26 protein-coding genes, 1 tRNA gene and 1 pseudogene are annotated in these 20,881 nt (G+C 57.9%); 23 read left to right on the top strand and 5 right to left on the bottom strand.

Annotated elements, in window-relative coordinates:
* Positions 1-135: 135 nt before the first annotated feature.
* The 8 genes from EV679_RS01730 to EV679_RS01695 all read left to right on the top strand — a co-directional run bounded on the left by EV679_RS01730 (position 136) and on the right by EV679_RS01695 (position 4,875).
* Positions 136-747, top strand: a complete 612-nt coding sequence (locus EV679_RS01730; RefSeq protein ID WP_068373197.1) for a glutathione S-transferase N-terminal domain-containing protein — start codon at positions 136-138, stop codon at positions 745-747.
* Positions 748-758: 11 nt separating this feature from the next.
* A complete protein-coding gene (locus tag EV679_RS01725; RefSeq protein ID WP_127775716.1) occupies positions 759-1,208 on the top strand; it encodes a ClpXP protease specificity-enhancing factor in 450 nt (149 codons plus the stop codon).
* Positions 1,209-1,266: 58 nt separating this feature from the next.
* Positions 1,267-1,342, top strand: a tRNA-Thr gene (locus tag EV679_RS01720).
* Between the two features lie 173 nt (positions 1,343-1,515).
* Complete coding sequence (locus EV679_RS01715; protein ID WP_130486395.1) at positions 1,516-2,727, top strand: tyrosine-type recombinase/integrase; 1,212 nt, start codon at positions 1,516-1,518, stop codon at positions 2,725-2,727.
* Between the two features lie 291 nt (positions 2,728-3,018).
* Entirely contained in the window at positions 3,019-3,585 is a 567-nt protein-coding gene (locus tag EV679_RS01710; protein ID WP_130486394.1) for a hypothetical protein, read from the top strand.
* Positions 3,586-3,662: 77 nt separating this feature from the next.
* A complete protein-coding gene (locus EV679_RS01705; protein ID WP_130486393.1) occupies positions 3,663-3,959 on the top strand; it encodes a helix-turn-helix transcriptional regulator in 297 nt (98 codons plus the stop codon).
* A gap of 3 nt (positions 3,960-3,962) precedes the next feature.
* Complete coding sequence (locus EV679_RS01700) at positions 3,963-4,649, top strand: Rha family transcriptional regulator (protein WP_130486392.1); 687 nt, start codon at positions 3,963-3,965, stop codon at positions 4,647-4,649.
* Complete coding sequence (locus EV679_RS01695; RefSeq protein ID WP_130486391.1) at positions 4,642-4,875, top strand: helix-turn-helix domain-containing protein; 234 nt, start codon at positions 4,642-4,644, stop codon at positions 4,873-4,875. The genes EV679_RS01700 and EV679_RS01695 overlap by 8 nt, the downstream gene beginning before the upstream one ends.
* A 21-nt stretch (positions 4,876-4,896) precedes the next feature.
* On the opposite strand, the gene EV679_RS01690 is transcribed toward EV679_RS01695, so the two are convergent.
* On the bottom strand, positions 4,897-5,160 hold the full coding sequence (locus EV679_RS01690; protein WP_130486390.1) for an Arc family DNA-binding protein: 264 nt from the start codon (positions 5,158-5,160) through the stop codon (positions 4,897-4,899).
* A gap of 95 nt (positions 5,161-5,255) precedes the next feature.
* Here EV679_RS01690 and EV679_RS01685 point away from each other — a divergent pair, with 95 nt between their 5' ends.
* The 12 genes from EV679_RS01685 to EV679_RS01640 all read left to right on the top strand — a co-directional run bounded on the left by EV679_RS01685 (position 5,256) and on the right by EV679_RS01640 (position 13,237).
* The gene (locus EV679_RS01685; RefSeq protein WP_130486389.1) at positions 5,256-5,441 is read left to right on the top strand and encodes a hypothetical protein; all 186 of its coding nucleotides are present in this window, start codon (positions 5,256-5,258) and stop codon (positions 5,439-5,441) included.
* A gap of 27 nt (positions 5,442-5,468) precedes the next feature.
* Positions 5,469-5,708 carry a hypothetical protein gene (locus tag EV679_RS01680; protein WP_130486388.1) on the top strand — a complete coding sequence of 80 codons (240 nt, stop codon included), beginning with the start codon at positions 5,469-5,471 and terminating at the stop codon, positions 5,706-5,708.
* Positions 5,705-6,127 carry a hypothetical protein gene (locus EV679_RS01675; protein ID WP_130486387.1) on the top strand — a complete coding sequence of 141 codons (423 nt, stop codon included), beginning with the start codon at positions 5,705-5,707 and terminating at the stop codon, positions 6,125-6,127. Before EV679_RS01680 ends, EV679_RS01675 begins: the two co-directional genes overlap by 4 nt.
* A complete protein-coding gene (locus tag EV679_RS01670; protein ID WP_130486386.1) occupies positions 6,124-6,504 on the top strand; it encodes a hypothetical protein in 381 nt (126 codons plus the stop codon). Before EV679_RS01675 ends, EV679_RS01670 begins: the two co-directional genes overlap by 4 nt.
* Positions 6,504-7,046 carry a hypothetical protein gene (locus EV679_RS01665; protein WP_130486385.1) on the top strand — a complete coding sequence of 181 codons (543 nt, stop codon included), beginning with the start codon at positions 6,504-6,506 and terminating at the stop codon, positions 7,044-7,046. Before EV679_RS01670 ends, EV679_RS01665 begins: the two co-directional genes overlap by 1 nt.
* Entirely contained in the window at positions 7,047-7,451 is a 405-nt protein-coding gene (locus EV679_RS01660; protein ID WP_207224883.1) for a hypothetical protein, read from the top strand.
* Positions 7,452-7,744: 293 nt separating this feature from the next.
* Entirely contained in the window at positions 7,745-8,389 is a 645-nt protein-coding gene (locus EV679_RS17560) for a hypothetical protein (protein ID WP_165389914.1), read from the top strand.
* Positions 8,390-8,403: 14 nt separating this feature from the next.
* Positions 8,404-8,754, top strand: a complete 351-nt coding sequence (locus tag EV679_RS01655; RefSeq protein ID WP_130486384.1) for a hypothetical protein — start codon at positions 8,404-8,406, stop codon at positions 8,752-8,754.
* 54 nt (positions 8,755-8,808) lie between these two features.
* Positions 8,809-9,255, top strand: a complete 447-nt coding sequence (locus EV679_RS01650) for a hypothetical protein (protein ID WP_130486383.1) — start codon at positions 8,809-8,811, stop codon at positions 9,253-9,255.
* A gap of 17 nt (positions 9,256-9,272) precedes the next feature.
* Entirely contained in the window at positions 9,273-12,563 is a 3,291-nt protein-coding gene (locus tag EV679_RS01645; protein WP_130486382.1) for a tape measure protein, read from the top strand.
* Between the two features lie 210 nt (positions 12,564-12,773).
* Positions 12,774-12,950 (top strand): hypothetical protein, encoded by a 177-nt coding sequence (locus tag EV679_RS17555; RefSeq protein ID WP_165389929.1) that lies wholly within the window; start codon positions 12,774-12,776, stop codon positions 12,948-12,950.
* Positions 12,947-13,237, top strand: a complete 291-nt coding sequence (locus EV679_RS01640; protein ID WP_130486381.1) for a hypothetical protein — start codon at positions 12,947-12,949, stop codon at positions 13,235-13,237. The genes EV679_RS17555 and EV679_RS01640 overlap by 4 nt, the downstream gene beginning before the upstream one ends.
* Positions 13,238-13,445: 208 nt before the next feature.
* Here EV679_RS01640 and EV679_RS01635 read toward each other — a convergent pair whose 3' ends face one another.
* Positions 13,446-13,925: a type II toxin-antitoxin system VapC family toxin gene (locus EV679_RS01635; RefSeq protein WP_130486380.1), complete on the bottom strand. Its 480-nt coding sequence runs from the start codon at positions 13,923-13,925 to the stop codon at positions 13,446-13,448.
* 12 nt (positions 13,926-13,937) lie between these two features.
* The gene (locus EV679_RS01630; protein WP_130486379.1) at positions 13,938-14,708 is read right to left on the bottom strand and encodes a hypothetical protein; all 771 of its coding nucleotides are present in this window, start codon (positions 14,706-14,708) and stop codon (positions 13,938-13,940) included.
* Between the two features lie 880 nt (positions 14,709-15,588).
* Here EV679_RS01630 and EV679_RS17785 point away from each other — a divergent pair.
* The 3 genes and pseudogenes from EV679_RS17785 to EV679_RS01620 form a co-directional block, all read left to right on the top strand.
* A pseudogene (locus tag EV679_RS17785) lies at positions 15,589-15,750 on the top strand (DUF4236 domain-containing protein); the annotation flags it as partial.
* Positions 15,751-16,140: 390 nt separating this feature from the next.
* Positions 16,141-16,587, top strand: coding sequence for a hypothetical protein (locus tag EV679_RS17780; protein ID WP_242611439.1), 447 nt, complete (start codon positions 16,141-16,143; stop codon positions 16,585-16,587).
* A 249-nt stretch (positions 16,588-16,836) separates the two neighbouring features.
* Positions 16,837-17,208, top strand: a complete 372-nt coding sequence (locus EV679_RS01620) for a hypothetical protein (protein ID WP_068373200.1) — start codon at positions 16,837-16,839, stop codon at positions 17,206-17,208.
* 214 nt (positions 17,209-17,422) lie between these two features.
* Here the strand turns inward: EV679_RS01620 and EV679_RS01615 are convergent, their stop codons facing one another.
* Together EV679_RS01615 and mdlC are read right to left on the bottom strand one after the other, a co-directional pair.
* On the bottom strand, positions 17,423-18,367 hold the full coding sequence (locus tag EV679_RS01615; protein ID WP_127775419.1) for an AEC family transporter: 945 nt from the start codon (positions 18,365-18,367) through the stop codon (positions 17,423-17,425).
* A 144-nt stretch (positions 18,368-18,511) separates the two neighbouring features.
* Positions 18,512-20,146, bottom strand: coding sequence for a benzoylformate decarboxylase (gene mdlC / locus EV679_RS01610; protein WP_130486377.1), 1,635 nt, complete (start codon positions 20,144-20,146; stop codon positions 18,512-18,514).
* Positions 20,147-20,881 lie beyond the last annotated feature (735 nt).

Raw genomic sequence — 20,881 nt, 5'->3', positions numbered from 1 at the left:
CACATTTTTTTTGCCGCCTGGCTTGTTCAGCCATATCTCCGGGATGCAAACTGCAGCCTATGCGCGCCTGAGTCAGCACAGACCAAGCGCATGCCTGTTTCCGCAGTTCAAAAGTATAAGGATGGACTCTCCGTTATGATGGTGCTCTATTCCGGGACCACTTGCCCGTTCTCGCAACGTTGCCGCTTCGTGCTGTTCGAAAAGGGCATGGACTTCGAAATCAAGGACATTGACCTCTTCAACAAGCCTGAGGACATCGCTGTCATGAACCCTTACGGCCAGGTGCCCATCCTGGTCGAGCGCGACCTCGTGCTGTACGAATCGAACATCATCAACGAGTACATCGACGAACGCTTCCCCCACCCGCAACTGATGCCCGCGGACCCGCTGATGCGCGCCCGCACCCGCCTGTTCCTCTACAACTTCGAGAAGGAACTGTTCAGCTGCGTCTCCGTGCTGGAAGACCGCACCGGGCGCTTCGATGCCGCACGCCAGGAGCGCGCCCGCAACGACATCCGCGACCGCCTGGCCCAGCTGGCGCCGGTCCTGGTGAAGAACAAGTTCATGCTGGGCGAGGAATTCTCCATGCTCGACGTCGCCATCGCACCGCTGCTCTGGCGCCTGGACCACTACGGCATCGAACTGCCCAAGACCGCCGCTCCGATCCAGAAGTATGCTGAACGCATTTTCTCCCGGCCGGCCTACATCGAAGCGCTGACCCCCTCCGAAAAGGTCATGCGCCGCTAATGACGACAGCCATGCAGGAAACCTCCACCAAGCCCTATCTGTTGCGCGCTCTGCACGAGTGGTGCACGGATAACGGCTATACGCCGCATATCGTCGTCCAGGTCGATGAAAACACGCAAGTCCCGCGTGCCTACATCCGCGACGGCCAGATCACCCTCAACGTCGGCACGCTGGCCACCCATAACCTGCGCATCGACAATGATTGGATTTCCTTCCAGGCGCGCTTCAATGGCGTCACGGAAGACATCTGGGTGCCGGTGGCGGTAGTCACCGCCATCTACGCGCGTGAAACCGGTGCCGGCATGGGCTTCGAAGTACAGGAATACGAAACCGGCCGCGGCGACGCCGCGGCCGAAGGCAGCAAGGCCCCAGCCGATGCCGCCCCGGCCGCAGAAAAGCCGGCGGACGAACCCTCGCCCGCTGGCGGCAAGCGCCGTTCCCACCTGTCAGTCGTCAAATAAGAAGGCCCCAGCCCGGCTGCATTTCCATGCCGGGCTGCTACAATGGCGCCCGCACCGTGCCGGCGTAGCTCAGTTGGTAGAGCAGCTCACTTGTAATGAGAAGGTCGAGGGTTCGATTCCTTTCGCCGGCACCAAATAAGTATTCCCAGCAGTCCATAGCAGCATACAAACCCGCACCAGCCCTGACTCTGCGGGTTTTTTATTGCCTCCTAGTGTCTACAGCAGTGCCTTGCCAGCTACCGTCACATGACGGTATCTTTGGCGGTATGTGGCGGATACCGCCAGCCAATCAGGGAAAAATACCGTCATGCCGCTGACAGATACCGCCTGCCGCCAAGCTAAGCCTACCGACAAAGCCCGCAAGCTAACGGACGGTGACGGCCTCTACTTGCTGGTCAACCAGACCGGCAAGTATTGGCGTATGGACTACCGCTACGGCGGCAAGCGCAAGACGCTGGCGATAGGTGTCTATCCAACAGTCGGGCTGGCAGACGCCCGCGAACGATGCCAGGACGCGCGCAAACTACTGGCCAGTGGGATAGACCCCAGCGAGCAAAAGAAAGCGGACAAGCGCGCCTCCCTGTTAGCCGCTAGTAACTCTTTTGAGGCCGTCGCCCTAGCCTGGATCGCTGAGCGGCAATCGCAAGTCTCGCCCAGCACCCACGACCACACCCTGGCGCGGATGCAAAACGATGTTTTCTCCTGGCTGGGCAAGCGCCCTATTACCGAGATCGACGCGCCGGAAATCCTGGCCGTCCTAAAACGCATGGATGCCCGAGGTGTGCGATTCTCTGCCCACAAGACGCGCAGCGAAATCAGCCGCGTCTTTCGGTTTGGCATCAAAGAGGGCTACTGCAAGAGCGACCCTGCCCGCGACCTGGTGGGTGCAATCCCGCAAGCCAAGCAGCAGCACTTCGCATCCATCACTGACCCGGCCAAGGTAGGCGAGATGCTGCGGGCCTTTGAGGGCTTCTCTGGCACCTTTCCGGTTCTCTGCGCCCTGCGACTGGCCCCTATGCTATTCGTGCGTCCTGGCGAGCTACGCGCGGCTGAATGGGCAGACATTGACCTAGACCGTGCGGAATGGCGCTACCGAGTCACCAAGACCGACACAGACCACCTTGTCCCGCTGCCGCGCCAGGCCGTGGCCGTGCTGCGCGACCTGCACACGCTGACCGGCAACGGACGCTACCTGTTCCCTGGTGGCCGGACGCCTACCCGGCCCATGAGCGGCGCGGCCATCAATGCCGCCCTGCGAAGGATGGGCTACGACACGCGCACCGAGATCACCGGACATGGTTTTCGAGCGATGGCGCGCACCATCTTGCATGAAGAGCTGGGACAGAAACCCGAAGTGATCGAGCATCAACTTGCACACAAGGTGCCGGATGCCCTGGGTGCGGCCTACAACCGGACGAAATTCATCAAGGAACGACGCGCCATGATGCAGGTATGGGCTGACTATCTGGATGCGCTACGCGCGGGCGGCAATGTGGTGCAACTGCATCGCAAGGCGTAATGTAGACCTGACAAAACCTGAAATGATGTACCTGCATTACTGGGCCAGGCAGCACCAACCACAAGACTGTTTATCCGTCCAGTACAATAGATAGCGATATACAACGGTTTACGCCAGCATCTAGACTGATCCCCGAAAAGCCGGAACGTCCACCGGCCTGATGCCGGCACCTATTCAATGGGCGACGTATTGGACGATGCGAACATGCAAATAGACTCCAGCAAATTGGAGGCGTCCCTCCGACCACCGCGAGGAAAAAGAACACCCATAACAGAGGCGGAGGACGCCCTAATGATTGCTCTAGAAGGATTTATTGATCAGCTTGGCCCACGTCTTAAAGAAATGGAGATAGATCCTTACGATTATTTTATGGAGTCATTCTTTCTGCCTAGGTTTGATGATGATGACTTAGACGGGGATAAGGATGTGGACGAATTTACTGCGCTAGTGCAAGCAAAGGACGAAAAAACAATTAATAATTCAATGATTTTCGTGCTTAGTTTTATTTGTACTTTTGTGATGCAAGCAATAAAAGCGCAACGAGTGGAAAAAGGTAGCGCCCTAGCATGGAGTTATGCCGCATCAGCTCAACACTGGGCAGGGATATTTATCTCATCGCCAAAGGGGGAAGGGGCGAATACAGATGCAGCCTCACGCATGGCGCATAAACGCCACGAAGAAAATTATGGGATGCGCGCCGATATAGAACAGTACTGGCGAAAGAACATAGACCCGGCACTATCAGCACAAAAGGCGGCTGACCAAATCATTAAAGACAACGTCGCCCCTTTATCGCACAAAAAAATTGCTGAGATTGTTTCCGCCCTGCGCAAAGCGGAAGCCCTGCGCAAAGCGTGAGTCTTGCGGTTGCGGGTAGTAATTAATGTTATCGGTGCATAGTATGCGTATCACGATAAACTTTCGTGGTATGCAACATGCGACACCAATCAACACCAGTAAAGCCGCGCTTAGTCACGACTGAGCAAACTATCGAAGCGGTGCAACACGCCTACAGCAATCAAGTAGGCGAACGGCTTATCACTGATAAAGAAGTCGCCCACCTGCTTGGAGCATCACGCTCCTGGCCCTGGAAGCTGGCCCAAGACGGCCGGCTACCCGCCCCCATACGCATTACCGAACGCTGCACCCGCTGGCGCTTGTCGGAAATTCGCGCCTGGATGGCTGACCCGCAAGGCTGGCAGGCTGCCAACGCTCCCAAGCTGGAGGGCTGAGGCATGACGACGACCGAGAAAAAGGGCCGCGACTCCTGGCAGAGCGCGACCCCGACGACCAGCCCGCATGATACCGCGCTGATCCTGCAGTCCGTCAAGGACGAACCGCGCATTGACAGCCGCGCGCTTGCCCAGCACCTGGGCAACAAACATCAGAACGTCCGTGAGCTGCTGGCCAATTACTCTGATGATTTCCGCCAGTTCGGAATACTCCGGTTTCAAACCGGAGAAATCGCGGGCCGCGGCCAACCTGAAAAATACGCGCTCCTGAACGAAGACCAGTGCTACCTGCTGCTGACCTATAGCCGCAACACCGCAAAGGTGCGAGCACTCAAAGTTCGGCTGGTGAAGGCCTTCCGAGAAGCCCGCCAGGCGCAAGACCTGACGCGCACCGAGTACCTACCCACGTACCACGCGCTCCACAATGAAATCAGCGCCTTGGCTGGCCAGACGCCGAATGCCCGCTTTGTGCACATGAACGTGAACAAGCTGGTGAATCAGGCCATCGGCATCGAGGCCGGCCAACGTGGCGCCCTGGATCTGCCCCGCCGCTCCCTGATGGTTGCTGCGCAGTTCCTGGCCGGCTCTGCGATGCGTGGCGCCGCCAATCACAAGGAAGCCTACATCAGAGCCAAGGACGCGCTGCAGCGCCTGGGAACGACCTTGCTGGAGGGCGGCCGCCATGCGTAATCAGAAATCCTCCGCCAGCGAGTCGCAGCGCCAGCGAATCATCAAGGCCCTGCTGTTACGCCCGCATACGTCCTATGAGCTGCGCAAACTAGGGTGCTATCAATGCCCTACACGCATCAGTGAACTGCGCCGCCTGGGCTTCAATATCAGCACTGAGCGCGTGAGCATTTGGGATGACGAAGGCTTTCCGCATGACGGCATCGCCCTCTACACATTGAAGAGGTAAGCGATGCGAGGACAAACCATATCACTTACCGCTGAGTCCCTTTGCGCGGGTGAGTACGCTGATCTGCGCACTCACGTCCTCCAGCGTAGCCTGCTGCCGCTGAAGCTGCTCCAGAACCACACGCAAACTCTCCTGACTGTTGCCATCGGGAGCAGCGAAGCTTGCCTCAAGACGAGCAACCAACTCTGCAGTAAGAGTGCGATTGCTCTGTTTTGCCGCCTCCGCCAGCCGATCTCGCAGATCTGCCGGCATACGGAAATTTACTTGGGGATCTGTGCGTGCCATGAGCGCAATGTAAGGCATCACAGTGCTTGACACAATAAAGCACCGTGCTACTATAGCACCGTGCTTTGTACGCACAGCGCGATACAGGAGGACCGATGAAGCGCATCACGTTTATGACTCGCCTTACACCAGCCAATCACCAATGGCTCAGTGCCCAGGCGAAAAAAGAGGACAGGTCCATGACCTGGCTACTGGATCAATTGGTAACGCAGGCTCGCTCATGCGAACCGGCAAAAGAAAACGCCCCGCTGGTAGCAGCCAGCGAGGCGTTGGATCAGTAACCCCCATTGAGCGCAAGGGAAACCGAAATGCACACAAATCATACCACCGACGTAGCAGCTCCTGACGCCGATTTCCAGGCGGGTCGGATCGCTGCCCACACCTGGTACACCCAGACCATGAAATCCGCTGCTGAGTACCGCGATGCGGCTCGTGCCGCGCTGGTGCGCGACATTCAGGACGAAGCCGAAGCGGCTGCAGCAAGCTACTTGTTCAACGAGGGGTTTTCCGAAGGCTTGGCCCGACTGATTGCCGGAGGTGTGCAATGAATATCGCCACCTCCACTTCACAGTCTTCTCCCCAGATTGGCATGCCGCCGGCGCTGATTGACGGCGTTTCGCAGCAAAAAATCAACGCAGCCGTGCGTGAGCATGTTGCCAAGCGCAAGGCAAAGCCTACCGTCCCCCTTGCTGACTATGAGGCGCTGGAAAAGCGTCTGAAGCATACGCAATCCCGGTTGCTCTCCGCCTTGGATCAAATGAAGCTGGCCAAGGATATGTTCCGCCAAAGCGCGATTCTCTTTCAGAACATTCATGACGGACTCAAGCAACAAAGCAGGATACAGGCCGTCCTGCAGAATACGATCGCGGACGCAATGATCCTGGCCGATCTTGGGATTCGAGAGTCCTACTGCTGGCAGACAACGATGGAGTCCGAGCGTAATTGGTTGGCGGAGGAAACGGCATGAGCAACGCCATCACCATGAATGCGCTGACCACCACCAGGCCTATGCGCGTCTTTCTGGACAATCGTCGCTGGCCGTATCAAGTAACACTGCAATCCCCATCACACAAGGCTAATCAGCCCGCCAACGGTTCGCAGCGCCTGCTGTATTGCGTCACTGCAGCCCTGGAAGCTGCACACGAGTGCCTGCAGGTCCACCAATACCAAGCAGCACCCGACGGCACTGGCTACGAGATCGACCGCAACGGCGGCCAGGTCTCTGTAGTCATTGATCCACGGATCATCACACCCGACCGTCTGCGTGCAGTATGGCCCGTCCTGGTGGCGGCAATGAACGACGCGCTTACCCAAAGCCAAATTCTTTTCAAGGAGGCTGCTTGATGAGCGCCACCACTCCAATCCACATCATCCAGCCGGCCTCTGGCATTGCAGGCGCGCCCTGGATCTGGCATGGCGACACCTTTGGAGATCCAGGGCAACCTGCCTTCATCTTGATCGCCAGCAATGCCCGTATCGCCTTCACTGAGGCGCTTAAAGTGCCTGACCGATTCGATATTGCCGCTCAGACAACGCTGCTCGCCAAGGCCGCCGCACACGCGGCCAACGGGCTTCTACATCCCGATGACGCCGCAGCATGGACGCTCTTCTGCAACAGCGGATTTGCGGCCCTGCCCGCGGGCTACCAAGTCGCTGCACGATCCTGGCAGGCCGACTCGCTGGGCCAAGCCGAAGCACAGGAAATGATCCTCACGACAGACGGCGCGCACATCGCCTTTGAGGACGTCTTCAAGCTCTGGGACCGCTTCACGCCCGAGGCACGACAGACCATCGAAGAGCGCGCCCGCGACAGCTTTCAGCAAGGGCTGATGCATCCGAATGACGCCCGCGTATGGCTGGCACACGTGGATGGCGGGGACCGATGAGTGGCCACCCGCAGCAAATTCAAGAAGGAGCGGCGCGACCCTGGCCGCTTCATCCAGGTGCCGCTGTCGGTGCTCGACTCAGTCGCATACAAGACCCTCAGCGCGCACGAGGTCAAGTTGCTGTGGGACATCGCCGCGCAGTACGCCGGAATGAACAACGGTCGGCTACTGGCAGGCTGGAAGTACATGCACGAGTCCAGGGGGTGGAAATCACCGGACACCCTCAACAAGGCTCTGGTTGCACTGATCGACCGCAGCCTGATCTTCCGCACCAGACAGGGGCGAATGCCAAACCTTTCGAGCTGGTACGCATGCTGCTGGTGGCCGTTGGATCACGACGAGGAAATGGACGTAGGGCCGCAGTCTTTGCCACGCGGCGATTACACACGCTGGCACCCCGAGTGAAAACAATTTCATGTGTACGACAGCCGTACATAGGGCCATCACATAGATACGGTGGCCGTACATGGAGCCACCCCATAAGTACGACAGCCGTATCTATGTGCACCAATCCAAGCCATCTCCCATATACGGCCTTCGTACAGTATCTAGATAAGCCATCTGTATGGCCCAGATTGAAGTGCATCTATAGGGGGAAAAGTACACGCGGCCCACCGGTAGCTCATCGCGACAACGCAACTTTTTCCATACCCACACCCTACAGATTCACCCATTGGGCCAGCCCAAGGAGAACCACCATGAAGAAAATGACCTCTGACCAGATTCGCACGCGGCTGGCAGAAATCAAGGCCGAACAGGCCGCCCACGAAGCACGCGACTTCGACGCCGAGCTGCTGGCACTGATGCAGAGCGGCGGCGACGTCGATGCTCTGGAGAACCAGCAACTGGATGCCGAACGCGCCGCACGCCGCCTGCGTGTTGAAAACCAAGCACTCCAGGCCATGCTGCCCGACGTAGTACGCACCGAGGTACGCACAGAAATCGAAGGTTTGGTGCGTGAAGGGAAGCCTGACCAAAAGGCATTGCAAGAGCGCATCGACGAACTGATTGCACTCGATCAGACGCGCCTCGAAATTTACGGTGCTATCGAGATCATCATTGACCGCCAAGAAGCCGCGCTGCGCAAGGCACGATTCTTAACGGGACAGGGTCGCGTCAATCCACACGGCGAAGCGAGTGGCGATGCGCCAATCATCTCAAAAGACTTGGCGGAAGAGCTTATTGGCCTGATGGCTGATTGCTCCCTTGACCTAGAGAAAATTCCCACATCGACTCGCTGGCCGTTGATGCAACACCTCCAGGCTCGCAACCATGAACGCGATCGCTCCCGGTTTATTGCAAGCACCCAAGCAATCGCCCAGACACAAGCCACAACCCTTTGATAGGAATCACCCCTATGAGCACCGCACATTTGAACGTCTCCACGAGCACCGCCCACCCCTACAAGCCCACCGTCAACCAGGACGCCAAGGAGATTGCCGATGGCGTCAGCAGCCGAATCAAGCAAGCCGTTCAGCAGGCACTGCTTGACGCAGCAAGCGTGGCAGACGCCAAGATTCGTCGCTCGCTGCAAGGCCAGTTCGCAGATGAGGTACTTGATGCACTCGCCGGCCCCGCACTGGCGACCTTGAAGCAATCCGGCAAGCAGTCAGCTGACGTCGCGGCCAACTCTGCAACATACCCGCATGCACACCAAGCGGTCACAAACACCCTCTCGGCAGACATTAGCAATCTCCCGAAGGAATAACCACACTCACGGCGACCACTCAATACAGGGTGGCGCCTGTCAGCTCCCTACCCTATGCCAACCAATAAATTACCAGTCGAGAAACTCAAAAGCGGTGCCCCGCGCAGCCGTGGCGGCCGCCCAGCGGGGAGCCTCAACAAGCGCACGATCCTGCGCAAGGCACTGCAGGACGGGTATCCCGATGGTGAGGCTGGCTTCTGGCGGGCGGTCGTGGAGTTGGCTAAGACTGGCGACGCACAGGCCCTCACGATGATTGCCGATCGGCTCATGCCAAAGCTCAAGCCTCAGGGCGAGATCGTCAGCCTGAAGCTGCCAGACAGCGCCACAGCCGCCGATATGGCACGCGCCGTCATGCAGGCCACCGGAGCAGGGAAACTCTCCACAGACGCCGCCAGGGAGCTTCTAGCTGCCATTGCTGACGTGACGAAGATCATAGAGGCCACAGAACTGGAAGAACGCATCACACGGTTGGAAGAGTCTGCTGGTGCAGGCAACACATAACCTAGAGGAACACAGACATGACAGACGGCAATGTGGGCACCATTTGGTACACCGTCGAGGCGCATACACAGAAGCTGCTTGATAGCATTAAACCTGCCGACGACAGCATGGGACGTCTGCAAAAGACGTTCGACCGAACCGACAAGGCGGCAAACGACGCGACCTTCACCCTAACCAAGACGGCTGCTGCCGTTAAGGGGTTGGGCGCAGAAGCCAACGGAGCATCGTCATCGCTCGGCAGTCTTGGTAAGGTGCTGGGTGGCCTGCTAACCATTCAGGGCGTGCGGACACTGATTGACCTGTCCGAAAGCTACGGCGAAATGTCGGAGCGCGTGCGGATGGCGACAGCCAGCGCTGAAGAGTACGACATGGTGCAGCAGCGGCTGCTGGCCAACGCCAACAACACCTACCGAAGCCTGGCGGAATCGTCGGAGGTATATATCCGCACCGCTGACTCACTGCGCGCGATGGGGTACTCCACGGAAACCGCGATGGATGCAGTGGATTCCCTGTCCTACCTGTTCGTGACCAATGCCACGAGTGCGCAGCGGGCCGACAGCGCCATCAGCGCGTTTACCAAGTCGCTGAACAAGGGCAAGGTCGAGGCTGATGGATGGGAAACCATCATGGCGGCCGTGCCCAGCGTGGTGAATGACATCGCCGCATCGAGCGGCAAGACGGCAGAAGAAATTCGCCGCATGGGCACTGCCGGCGAACTGACCGCCCGCATGCTGAGTGATGGCCTGGTGACGTCGCTGGAGAAGAACCGCGACGCGGCCGCCTCTATGGCGACCAATCTCCGCGATGCCTTCCGTTCCTTCACCAACAACCTGAGCGTATTCCTGGGCGAGGCCAATAATGCATCGGGCGCCACGGGCATGCTGTCAGCCGCTATCATCAAGCTGGGCGAGAACATCGACGTGATCGTCAAAACACTGACTGCAGCTGGCGCGGGCGCCATGGCGGCCTACATCACCAAGTCTATTCAGATGGCCTTGGTCAATGGCAGGGCTGCCGCAGAGGCCCTAAAGAAAGCCCAGGCTGCAGCCATCGCAGCAAAAGCAACGGCCGCAGCATCGGTCGCTGCAACATCTAATGCCACAGCTAACACTGCTGAGGCTACGGCGATGGATCGAACCACCGCCGCAACTACCAGGCAAGCCGCCGCCATGGCTGCATTGGAATCAGCAAAGAATCGCGTTACTCGCGCTGGCGCCGGCCTGCTTGCTGCGCTGGGCGGGCCCGCCGGCCTGATTGGCGTGGTGGCTACGGTTGCTGCTGGCTGGCTGGTATTCAAAACGAACGCGGACGATGCGCGCAAGTCTATGGAGGCCTTCGACGTCCCGCTGGATCAAGCCATTGAGAAATTCGAGAAACTGAGCAAAATCCAGCAAGACAAGAAGATGAATGATGCGCTGTCCGAGCAGGCGCGTACCGCCAAAGAGGCAGAGGCAGCCTGGAAGCGGCTGTACAGCGCTGTGCGCAACATCAATGAGTTTTCCACTGACTGGAGCCGTAAGCAGTGGAGCGATTGGCGCGTTGAGCTGCTGAACGCGCGCAACGCTGGCGAGGATCTTTCACCGGTCCTGCAAAAGCTGTATCAGGCCGGCGTCTCACGCGAACAGATTGTGCACCTGGTAGACCTGGCTTCCAAGCTGGACATTGCCAAGACTGAAGCGGCTGACGCAACGGGGCTGGTGGCCGCGTTTGAAGCCACACTGCGACGCGTGGCGGATGCCGCCAACAACGCCGCCGGCGCGCTGGCAAATGCAGGCGCCGCTGCGCAAGCCATCGGGGTCGAGGCCCAGAAGCAAATCGACGCCCTGGAAAAGCAGATCGCCTTGCACGAGAAGGCAGGCACTGCAGCCAGCCTCCTATACGACGTGGAGCAGGCACGCCTGCACCAGAAAGGCCAGTTTGCGGAGCTGAACGCGAAGGAACTGGACGAAATCGAGCGCCTGGCCCAGATCCGCCAGAAGCAAGAAGCGGCGACCAAAAAGGCCGCCAAGACAGAAACAGAGGCCCAGCGCAAAGCCAAGCAGGCCGCCGAAGAACTGAAACGCGCCCAAGAGTCGAACATCCAGACGATTGACCGGATGGCGCAATCGCTGCAATTTGCAGCGCTGAGCGGCGAAGCCCTGGCCAAGGCCCAGGCGGCAGCCAGCCTGAACAGTGTTGCCACACCCGAGCAAGTAGCACAGATCGAAGCCATGGCAGCGGCGCTGTACAAGGTCCAACAGGCAGAGGAAGCCCGCAAAAAGGTCGGAAGCACCGCGCAAGAGGTCGAGCAATACGTGTTCGGTGATGTGCAGCCACTGTCTGGGGGCGCATTCGACGACCAGACCGAACGGTACGACGCCGAAGCCAAAGCAGAGCAGGCCCGGTACGAAGAGCAATTAAAGAGGCTTCAAGAAGCGAAGGCGCTGGAAATCCAGCAACGGCAAGCCTACGACACCATGATCGAAGAATTGCAGGCAGCCCACCTGGAAAGAATGTCGGCCATGGCGCTTGAAAAGGAGCAGGCTAAGACCGAAAGCGACGCGCAGAAACTGGAAGCGGATATCGCTCTGGAGCAGACGCAGTACGAAGATGAGCTGGCCCGGCTGCAGGAGCACCTGGAGAAGAAGTACGGGCTACAGGTTGATTATGGCGAACTGGAAAATAAGCTGGCAGAAGAAAACGCAGCACGGAAGGCCCAGATTGAAAAAGCGAAACAAAACGCTCAGATTCGCAGTCTTGAGTCGGGCCTCGGGACAATGACTGATGGACTGCGGGCTGCGCTCGGTGAGCAAAGCGCAGCATATAAGGCAGCGGCCATTGCCCAGACAATCATTCAGACATATCAGGCAGCTCAAGGCGCCTACACATCCTTGGTTGGCATCCCTGTCGTCGGCCCTGCTTTGGCTACTGCCGCTGCTGCTGCGGCGGTCGCAGGGGGCATGGCGAGAGTTAGCTCCATACGCTCATCAGGTGGCCGTCAGTACGGCGGTCCAGTGTCGCCAGGAAATGGCTATCGCATCAACGAAAACGGCGCACCTGAGATTCTGAATACCGCCAGCGGCAGGCAATATCTGCTGCCAAATAGTCGCGGCGAGGTAGTAAGCAACAAGGACGCGTCAGGAGAGGGCGGCAAGCCGGTCAATATTTCTGTCGTAATCCAAAATGCCCCGCCTGGAACTAGCGCATCACTCAACCAGGTGGCAGATGAAGATTTTGTCCTGAATGTGATGATCAAGGATGCCTCCCAAAACGGTCGATACGCGCAATACGGAGAGGCAAACCTAGGGTGGCGGCGTCGGGGGTATTGACCAAAGCCCTGAGCACAATGCGGAGGGAATTGATACCCCTCCGCTTAAACCAACAAACAAGGAACACCATAATGGCCACAACCATAAAACGCCGCATTGACCACCTGGAAGCGGCGGCGGCACCAAGCCCGGCAAACCATGCCCTGCCGTCCGAAATCTGGCTATCAGCCCCTGGGAGCGATGGAGCCATACTTCTGTGGAGACGCAACCATGAAGGCCATTGAGCGCCGCTTATCCGCCCTGGAAGCCGCCAGACCACCCGTATCTGACACCGAACGCCGCCCCCTTGACGCCTTCTACCGCGACCAGGACAACCCGCAATCAACAGGGGCAATTCAGTTTGCCCTCCTGTACCCGCAAGAGGCAAGCCATGAGCAAAGCCATTGATCGACGCATCCGGGCGCTGGAGGCTGTGCGCCCCCCCGCAGGGCGCCGGAGAGAAGAGCCCGCAATGGCTGGCTGAATGGGAGCGCGACCGTAGCGTGTTTACGCTGATGGATGCCGTGGTGGCATTCGACAACCGCGAGGAATACGGGGATCGCTGCATGAGGGTGCCCAGCGGCAACCAAGCGGACGCAGCCAGGGCGGAACTGCGCGAAAGGTTCGGAGACGTGGCTGATGCGTGGATTGCCGAGTACGCGACTATCTGGCGCGAGCTACAGGACGAGTGCTGATGGCGTCGGTTGCAGGAAGAGCAACCATTTCCAAATCAGCAACCCATCCGCATTTGAAATTTCGATGGCCTACGCGCAACAGCATCGCGCCTGCGAGACCGTCGAAAAAAACACACCTTCCATGCTGCTAGCCCCTGGCCTTGACCTCTTAATCTAGAACCGTTCAACTTCTGGGAGGAGCAGTTCATAAATGGGCGGTTTAGGAGCCTTATTCAAAGTCCATTGCTGCCTGATTTTCCGGATTAAACCAAGCGGAGCAGTATGGTTGCTGCACGTCAATTGGCATGGGCAATCCAGATACGGTGGCAGCGCTCCTTAATCTAGTTACCCTGTTTGCACATTTGGTATCTGATGTAATGAAATGGCTGATCCCGCCAAGGATGCACTGAGACAGAATTTTTGCGTCGTCTTTTACCGATACTCGCTCATCGCCTTGACCCCTGGCAGAGAAAAGATGGTCAAAGACCCTGGCACCCTGAATCGCCTCATCAATATTAAAGGGTTGCACCAGAAAATTTTCTAGCCCAAAATCCGTTATTCTTTGCCTGACTTCGTATTCACAAATTACAATGGTAGACAAATACATTGGTATTCCACGCTGAATAAATTCAGCGTAGTATTTTTTTGCGGTTTGGTGCTCGGGGCGTTCATCATTGCTTAGGCATATCAAAAAGCTACTATCAAGCATTACGGATTGCACTTAGTCATCCCCTCTTGATAAACGTACCCACGCAGCGGGATCACCAATATCTCGCCAAGCCTCGCGCCCCTTTCGGACGGCCTCTTGAAATTTTTCTTCGTCGAACTTTGGCTTGTAATCCACAAATTCGATCAATTCCGGATCGCTCAGTTTCCCCGTGTCTAAGTTCATTTTTGCGCGGATTCTAAGGTGGACTTCTTTGTAAACAAGATTTTCCGATTCGCGCTTAATTAACTCTCGGTCAGTTCTCACGGTGAGGGTTTTCCCATCAGGTAGACGAACATGGGCATTTGACTCTCTGGCGCCACCCAGATCCTGAATTTCTCCCCTGATGTATCTCTCAACCGTAACAAGCCTTGATTGATCAATCTCCCTAAAGGCGGTCGTTTTTGAAATCAAAATCACATTTTTAGACCACGGTGACGCAATACGGACGAAAACATTATCGAATTTGTATGCATGCGATTGCCATTTTCGAATCACTTCACGGCGTTTCTTGCTGGTGATCTTGGAAATGTCCTCCGAAGAGGCCAGCATACGTAAATCGGACACCAAAGAGGGGGAATTTATACCCACAGCGCTGATGGCCAATGATCCTTTTATGATGCCAACATCAACATTGGCAATATCAATGTCATCGCCCGCGCCCCTGATAAAATCGCGCACATCCTTTGAAAAATCAGCAAGAACAGACAACGGAACCCGCTCGGGGCTAATTTCATAGCCGCGAGACCCGTCCCTTAGAGCGATAGTGATGATGTCCGTGTCCATGGCTGAATTTTGACAGGATGGGGAGTGGACGTCTATCTTTTCTGTGCAACACAGTCAAGCTGAACCGCAGACACGCGGCGTCGCTTGAATGCTTCGGAGCTTTGGCGTTTGAAACGCGGAAGGGCAAGCGTCTGCCTGCAGGCAGGAATCCATGACGTGCTTGGTTATGGCTCAGGACCCTGGCCCCAATCTGACAGCCCAACACTGCCCGAGGGTGCTATTTCAAATCGCGCCCCTTCCCTGCGGTGCAGGCGCTCCACCAAGAAACCAGAAGATCGGCGGAAAACTGCCAGCCTGATTTCAACGAGCGCAGTTATGCACCGGTTGCCTAAATGGCGCGGCTCTCCTGGCGCCTTAGTCAGATTTCAAATCTGACTAAGGCGTGAAAGTCCCGGAGGCCAAAGCAAGAATCCCTGCTTAGCCCCAGAGCGTCACCCGTGACAACACCGTGACGCATGCGTGACACGACCGGGAAGCAACGGTGAAGCGGCACCGTATCAACACTGTGCTGGCATGGTGCCGGGTAGCACCTGGGCGTGTGCTGATTGCTGAAGCGGCAACCCATGTAGATTTGAAATCCCGATGGGCCACACAGCCGAGTCCCTCGAAGTGGCGTCTCCGCAAATTTGTGGATACGGTGTGCTGTATCGCCAAGGGCCACTGCAAGATCACGGTATGGTTACGGTAACGGCGCGGTAACGTTCAGCACCCTGCCCGGAGCATGCCCGTAGCAGCCAGGCGCACACCAGGAGCAGCACCTAGCACTGCTAAGGACAGGCAACACGGCCTCACGCGGGCTGCAAAATTCTGCCTCCCACGACACGCCGCACACAGTTATGCAACATTTCCTAATGTTCCCTGACTAAAATGCGCCGACAACATGGAGGCTGCCGTGGGATTCCGTTTTCGCAAGAGCGTCAAAATCGCACCCGGTATCCGGGTGAACTTCAGCAAATCGGGCGTGAGTACATCGGTAGGCCGACGTGGCGCGACGGTGAACTTCAGCAAGCGCGGCACTCGCGTGACCGCCGGCATTCCCGGTACCGGCCTATCAGCGTCCAAGCTTTATAAAGCAGCACCGGCACGCCCCAAAACGCCGCCCACCAAAGACGACGTCATTGTCTCCGTAGTCCTCGGCATGCTGATCTCAGGAGTAGTGGTGTTTGCCGCGTCCGGGGCCGCTAGATTTATCGCAGTCCTTGTTTTCATCGGATGCGTCATCATCTTATGGAGCCAGAGAGCAAAGCGCCCTCCCCCGCCGCCCGTCATCCTCGGCCCGATAGGAACCCAAGCCCCCCGATCTACGTCGCAGGAAACTCCCAGCAGCTCCTGGCAAGAGCGAGCAGACGCAGTTGGTGCCCTGGTCCATCCAGGTCAAAGCACACCGACCGCGCGCGCCACAACAACGCCCGTCACCCTAGGCGAACTACGCATGCAAGCGGGCCTGCAGGCCAATGTAGACGGTGTACCGACCTACAAGCTGGCCAGCCAGAAAGACAGCCTTGAAGTCATGGCAGCCTGCGCTGAGGCCGAAGCAAACACCTATTGGGCCCAGCCTCTGGGCGAGCGGCAATGCGCTGCTCCGTTTTACTTCGAACGCGCCGCCATCCTTTATCGCAAAGCCAAACAGCATGACGACGAAGTGCGGATCTGCGAATCCTGGATCGCCATTGACGAAGACTTTGCCAACCAGACTGCGGCACTGGCAGGCGGAACGCCGTCCATGCCTCGTTCGCAAGCGATCCATGCTCGAATCGGCAAAGCCAGATCATTGCGCGACAAGGCTCGACAATCCGCTGGCAGCGTAGCAACGGCGACCAGCGTAAATGCCCAAGCGGCGGCCGTTACACCGCCATCCTCACCTACTGAGAAAAGTTGATGTCCAGCGACCCTACAAAATCCCCAGCGCAAAACATCTGACGGTATTTTTGACGGTATATTTTCCTAACGAAACAACAAAATATAGCGATAAAGCCACTCACAAGGCACTATTTCATTCCTTTCGCCGCACCATATCAGCATTCCCAGCAGTCCACAGCAGCATACAAACCCGCACCAGCGCTGGCTCTGCGGGTTTTTTTGTCTCCAACAGAGTCTTGCCATACCATCATTGCCACTGGCATTTTTGATGGTATCCGATGAAAAACCATCAACCCAGCCGCAAGATACCATTACCCTAGGCAAGCTACGCATGCAGGCGGGCCTGCAGGCCAATGTCGACGGTGTACCGACCTACAAGCTGGCCAAACAGCACGACGACGAAATGCGGATCTGCGAGTCCTGGATCGCGATTGACGAAGACTTTACCAACCAGACTACGGCACTGGCAGGCGGCACGCCACCTATGCCTCGTTCGCAAGTGATCCATACTCGAATCGGTAAAGCCCGAGTATTGCGCGACAAGGCAACGCTCGCAGCCAGCACCGTGCTAGCGACGCCTAGCGTAAACCCGTCGGATCCGGGCATTACGTCGCCGGCATCACATGCTGAGAAAAACTGATGTCCTGACACCCAGCAGAATCCCCAGCCACCTACCTGTGACGGTACTTTTTAAAATTAAAACCACCAAACATAGAAATTACGTAGCTTTCAAACCACTGTTTCATTCCTTTCGCCCCAAAAGATTCACGCAAAAATAACCCGCATCAGAAAGCTGACGCGGGTTATTTTCTGACGAAAGCCTCCTGCCTCCTTCAGCGGCAGGCCCTTGTGTGTCAGGCCGTCAGCCAGATGAAAAGCCCCATCGTCAGAATTGACAGGATGGTGCTCCAGAACAGCGTCGAGGCCATTTCCTGGGTGCCGCACTTGTATTCCACGGCGAAGATCACGGCGATGGAGGCGGTGGGAATGGCCAGCGTGACGGCGACCAGGCCGCGTTCGACTGGCGGCACGCCTACCGCCAGCATGATGGCCAGGATGATGCCGGGCAGGATCAGGTTCTTGCCGATGACGTTGATGATGACCGGCAAGGAAAGGCTGACCTTCTGCGAGAACAGCACGATACCGACGGCAAACAGCGCGACGCCGCCCGTGGCCTGGCCCAGCAGAGTAAACGAGCCCTTCAGCGAACGCGGCAGTTCCAGGCCGGCCAGCAGCAGGATGAAGGCCAGCACGGGCGCCCAGACCACCGGTTGCCTGATGGCGTTGAGCAGGCTGTCGCCAGCAATGGCCAGGGCGCTTTTCTTGGCTGCGCCGGCTTCCTGTTTGTTGCCGACCAGGAAGATCAGTGCAAGCGGTACCTGTACCAGATTCATCAACAGGCTGCCGGTGGCGATGGCGATATCGGCGTTGTTGGGATAGAGCACGCCCAGCACCGGCGTGCCGATGAAAGGCACGGCCGGGCCGGCGATGGCGATGGCGCGCAGCGCTGCAAGCTGCGCCGTGGACCGGAACACAAGCAGCGATAGCGCAAACACGATGACCAGGCCGCCGACCATGCCGACGGCTGTCCAGACGAACAGCGGCACATTCTGCGTGATGGCAGCCAGCGGCGTACTGAGAATGCCGGCGAACAGCATGAGGGGCAAGGCATACAGCATGACCATGCGGTTGAGCACGGTCGCCTGGTCCTGCGAAAAGCTGCGTTCCCAGCCAGCGAAGTAACCCAGCATCAGGGTGACGACGATGGGCAGCAAGGCGGTGACGATGGTTTCCAACATGACGGTGGATCTCCGTTCGGGAGGGAGGAAGAAGGCACGCGCAAGCCCGGCCTGCCCCCGTCAGGGAAGGCAGGCCGGATGCGTGCCGCCAGGCGCGGCCGGCAGCCTATGCTGCCGGCCTGTGCCCTCAGGCTGCGAGCAGGATCAGAGCAGGGGCGGAATGGTTGGCAGCACCGGCACTTCCAGCACCGTCGGGCCCTTGCGGCTGAATGCCTCGGTGCACACGGCGCGGATTTCATCTGTGGTAGTGGCCCGCACGCCATGGGCGCCATAGCCGTTGGCCAGCGCGACGAAATCCAGGCCAGGCAAGTCCAGGCCGGGCACGCCCGGGGTTTGCTCGAGTTCGGCAAACGACTTGAGGATGCCGTACTGGCCATTACGCGGCACGACGAACAGGATGGGCAGCTCGTGCTGGACCGCCGTCCATAGCCCCTGGATGGAATACTGGAACGAGCCGTCGCCAATAATGGCCAGCACGGGGCGGTTGCGCCCGCTGTCGCGCTCTGCCAGCGCCAGGCCGACACTGGCCGGCAGGTTCCAGCCCAGGCTGCCGCTGGCAAAGGTATAGAACGAATCCGGGCGGTCCACCGGCCAGGCCGTATGCAGTTCACCCAGGTTGGACGGGGACTCCTCCACCAGGACGGTTTCCGCAGGGGTAGCGGCGCGCAGGGCCTGGAACAGCGTCAGCGCCGACAAGGTTTCCCCCTGGCCGGCAGTTTCGGCGCTGGCCGCCGGATGCGGCGCCAGGCCGTGCGGCTGGCGCATGACCGGCGTTGCAGGCGCGGAACGGCCCGCGACCAGCTTTTCCAGGGCCTCCAGGGACAGCACGGCATCGCCCAGCAGGCTGTCGCCCACCGGCGCGCGGCCGGATTCGGACGGGTCGTCGGTAATATGCAGCAGGCGCAGGCCTTCCGGCAGGTAGTCGCCTTCCACATAGGGGTAATAGCGGAATACCGGCGCGCCGATGACGATGGCTAGGTCATGGCCCTTGAGTTTCCTGGACAAAGGCCCGATGGCGAACGGCAGGCCGCCGCTATAAAGCGGATGGGTTTCCGGGAACGGCGGACGTTCAGAGGCTGGTGCGGCATACACATGGGCCTGCAGCTTTTCCGCCAACGCAATCGCCTGTTGCCAGCCATCGCCACGCGCAATGGCAGAACCGTAGATCAGGGCGGGATTACTGGCACGCGACAGGGCCTGTGCAAATTCCGCGATACGGTCGGGATCAGGCGCGATGCGGGTCGTGACTGACCGGACGACAGCCGGACCGGCAGCAGGCTTGTCCCAATCATCCAGCGGAATGGACAGGAACACTGGGCCAGCCGGAGGCTGCATGGCCATCGCATAGGCGCGCATGAACGCGGCCGGTACGTCTTCGGCGCGCACCGGTTCGTAGCTCCACTTGACCCAGGGCTTGGGCAGCAGCGACGGTTCCACGTTGGTCAGCCAGGGCTCCATCAGCAGCATATCGCGCGTCTGGTTGCCGGCCGTGATGATCAGCGGCGTCTTGTTCTGCGATGCCGTCAGGATATTGCTCATCGCATTACTCAATCCGGCCGATGTATGCACGTTCACGATCGCGGGGCGGCGCGTCGCCTGTGCAAAGCCGTCCGCGGCGCCAACCGCAGAAGACTCATGCAGGGTCTGGATGTAGCGGAAGTCTTCGGGGAAATCCTTAAGAAAGGTTTCCTCGGTGGAGCCGGGATTGCCGAACATCGTCGTCAGGCCCAGGTCTCGCAGCAGTTGAAAAGTCACGTCACGGATCGTTTTGTCTGACATTTTAACTCCGACTGTTCCGGATAATAAGGGTGGGAATTTCTGCCAGCCCTTTTTCCTGGCAGGCAGATCAATGCCTAATGTACAGTCAAAAACAAATAGCAGAAATGCGTAATTGCCATGAATTGAAAATATCGCACAACCTGTCGCAATTTTAATAAAAACAGTATTCCAGAAATATTCACAACGACCTGAACGCCGAGATTTCCAGATAAACAAGCGTCAATTCATGACACAAATCAAAAAGGCCGGAAAATATCCGGGAACTTACTGAAACTTCATGAAACGACACTGACACGGCTGCCGTTTCACCAGTGAATCTCAAGCTGCCTTCACCGCACCAACTCACTGCGCCCATGCGGCCGAAACGCAGTTCAAGGCACCTTCCTCAGCCCTGCCTGACGAGATGACAGGCTTTGCCGTCAGTCCTTCTGCCAGACGCGTCACCGGTATACCGACAATGACTGATTCCCGTATCCAGAACAAAATAGCCGGTTCACCAGGCAAGTGAAACCCATTATCTTTTTCAACTCACTGAGATCAGTACAGCCCGAAAGATACCGCTGCCATTTCAACGGCAATTATTTCCGAAGATTTTCGTTCCTCGCCACGCAGGGAATTTCCAGGAATGTATCTCCCAGAAAATGACGACAAGACAGATACGCAGATTGGAAATTGCCAGTTTGGGATCATTATCTTGCCAGCCAGGCAATCATTGATATCGGAATTGATTCCATG

The organism is Kerstersia gyiorum (genome assembly GCF_004216755.1).
Taxonomy (GTDB): domain Bacteria; phylum Pseudomonadota; class Gammaproteobacteria; order Burkholderiales; family Burkholderiaceae_B; genus Kerstersia; species Kerstersia gyiorum.
Note: the sequence above shows the minus strand (reverse complement) of the source record. Positions and strands in the feature narration are given on the sequence as shown.

Bases quoted from the DNA above. Each gene is read 5' to 3' on its own strand.
- EV679_RS01730 (WP_068373197.1), top strand. From the start codon at position 136: ATGATGGTGCTCTATTCCGGGACCACTTGCCCGTTCTCGCAACGTTGC.
- EV679_RS01725 (WP_127775716.1), top strand. From the start codon at position 759: ATGCAGGAAACCTCCACCAAGCCCTATCTGTTGCGCGCTCTGCACGAG.
- EV679_RS01715 (WP_130486395.1), top strand. From the start codon at position 1,516: ATGCCGCTGACAGATACCGCCTGCCGCCAAGCTAAGCCTACCGACAAA.
- EV679_RS01710 (WP_130486394.1), top strand. From the start codon at position 3,019: ATGATTGCTCTAGAAGGATTTATTGATCAGCTTGGCCCACGTCTTAAA.
- EV679_RS01705 (WP_130486393.1), top strand. From the start codon at position 3,663: ATGCGACACCAATCAACACCAGTAAAGCCGCGCTTAGTCACGACTGAG.
- EV679_RS01700 (WP_130486392.1), top strand. From the start codon at position 3,963: ATGACGACGACCGAGAAAAAGGGCCGCGACTCCTGGCAGAGCGCGACC.
- EV679_RS01695 (WP_130486391.1), top strand. From the start codon at position 4,642: ATGCGTAATCAGAAATCCTCCGCCAGCGAGTCGCAGCGCCAGCGAATC.
- EV679_RS01690 (WP_130486390.1), bottom strand. From the start codon at position 5,160: ATGGCACGCACAGATCCCCAAGTAAATTTCCGTATGCCGGCAGATCTG.
- EV679_RS01685 (WP_130486389.1), top strand. From the start codon at position 5,256: ATGAAGCGCATCACGTTTATGACTCGCCTTACACCAGCCAATCACCAA.
- EV679_RS01680 (WP_130486388.1), top strand. From the start codon at position 5,469: ATGCACACAAATCATACCACCGACGTAGCAGCTCCTGACGCCGATTTC.
- EV679_RS01675 (WP_130486387.1), top strand. From the start codon at position 5,705: ATGAATATCGCCACCTCCACTTCACAGTCTTCTCCCCAGATTGGCATG.
- EV679_RS01670 (WP_130486386.1), top strand. From the start codon at position 6,124: ATGAGCAACGCCATCACCATGAATGCGCTGACCACCACCAGGCCTATG.
- EV679_RS01665 (WP_130486385.1), top strand. From the start codon at position 6,504: ATGAGCGCCACCACTCCAATCCACATCATCCAGCCGGCCTCTGGCATT.
- EV679_RS17560 (WP_165389914.1), top strand. From the start codon at position 7,745: ATGAAGAAAATGACCTCTGACCAGATTCGCACGCGGCTGGCAGAAATC.
- EV679_RS01655 (WP_130486384.1), top strand. From the start codon at position 8,404: ATGAGCACCGCACATTTGAACGTCTCCACGAGCACCGCCCACCCCTAC.
- EV679_RS01650 (WP_130486383.1), top strand. From the start codon at position 8,809: ATGCCAACCAATAAATTACCAGTCGAGAAACTCAAAAGCGGTGCCCCG.
- EV679_RS01645 (WP_130486382.1), top strand. From the start codon at position 9,273: ATGACAGACGGCAATGTGGGCACCATTTGGTACACCGTCGAGGCGCAT.
- EV679_RS17555 (WP_165389929.1), top strand. From the start codon at position 12,774: ATGAAGGCCATTGAGCGCCGCTTATCCGCCCTGGAAGCCGCCAGACCA.
- EV679_RS01635 (WP_130486380.1), bottom strand. From the start codon at position 13,925: ATGCTTGATAGTAGCTTTTTGATATGCCTAAGCAATGATGAACGCCCC.
- EV679_RS01630 (WP_130486379.1), bottom strand. From the start codon at position 14,708: ATGGACACGGACATCATCACTATCGCTCTAAGGGACGGGTCTCGCGGC.
- EV679_RS17780 (WP_242611439.1), top strand. From the start codon at position 16,141: ATGCAAGCGGGCCTGCAGGCCAATGTAGACGGTGTACCGACCTACAAG.
- EV679_RS01620 (WP_068373200.1), top strand. From the start codon at position 16,837: ATGGTATCCGATGAAAAACCATCAACCCAGCCGCAAGATACCATTACC.
- EV679_RS01615 (WP_127775419.1), bottom strand. From the start codon at position 18,367: ATGTTGGAAACCATCGTCACCGCCTTGCTGCCCATCGTCGTCACCCTG.
- mdlC (WP_130486377.1), bottom strand. From the start codon at position 20,146: ATGTCAGACAAAACGATCCGTGACGTGACTTTTCAACTGCTGCGAGAC.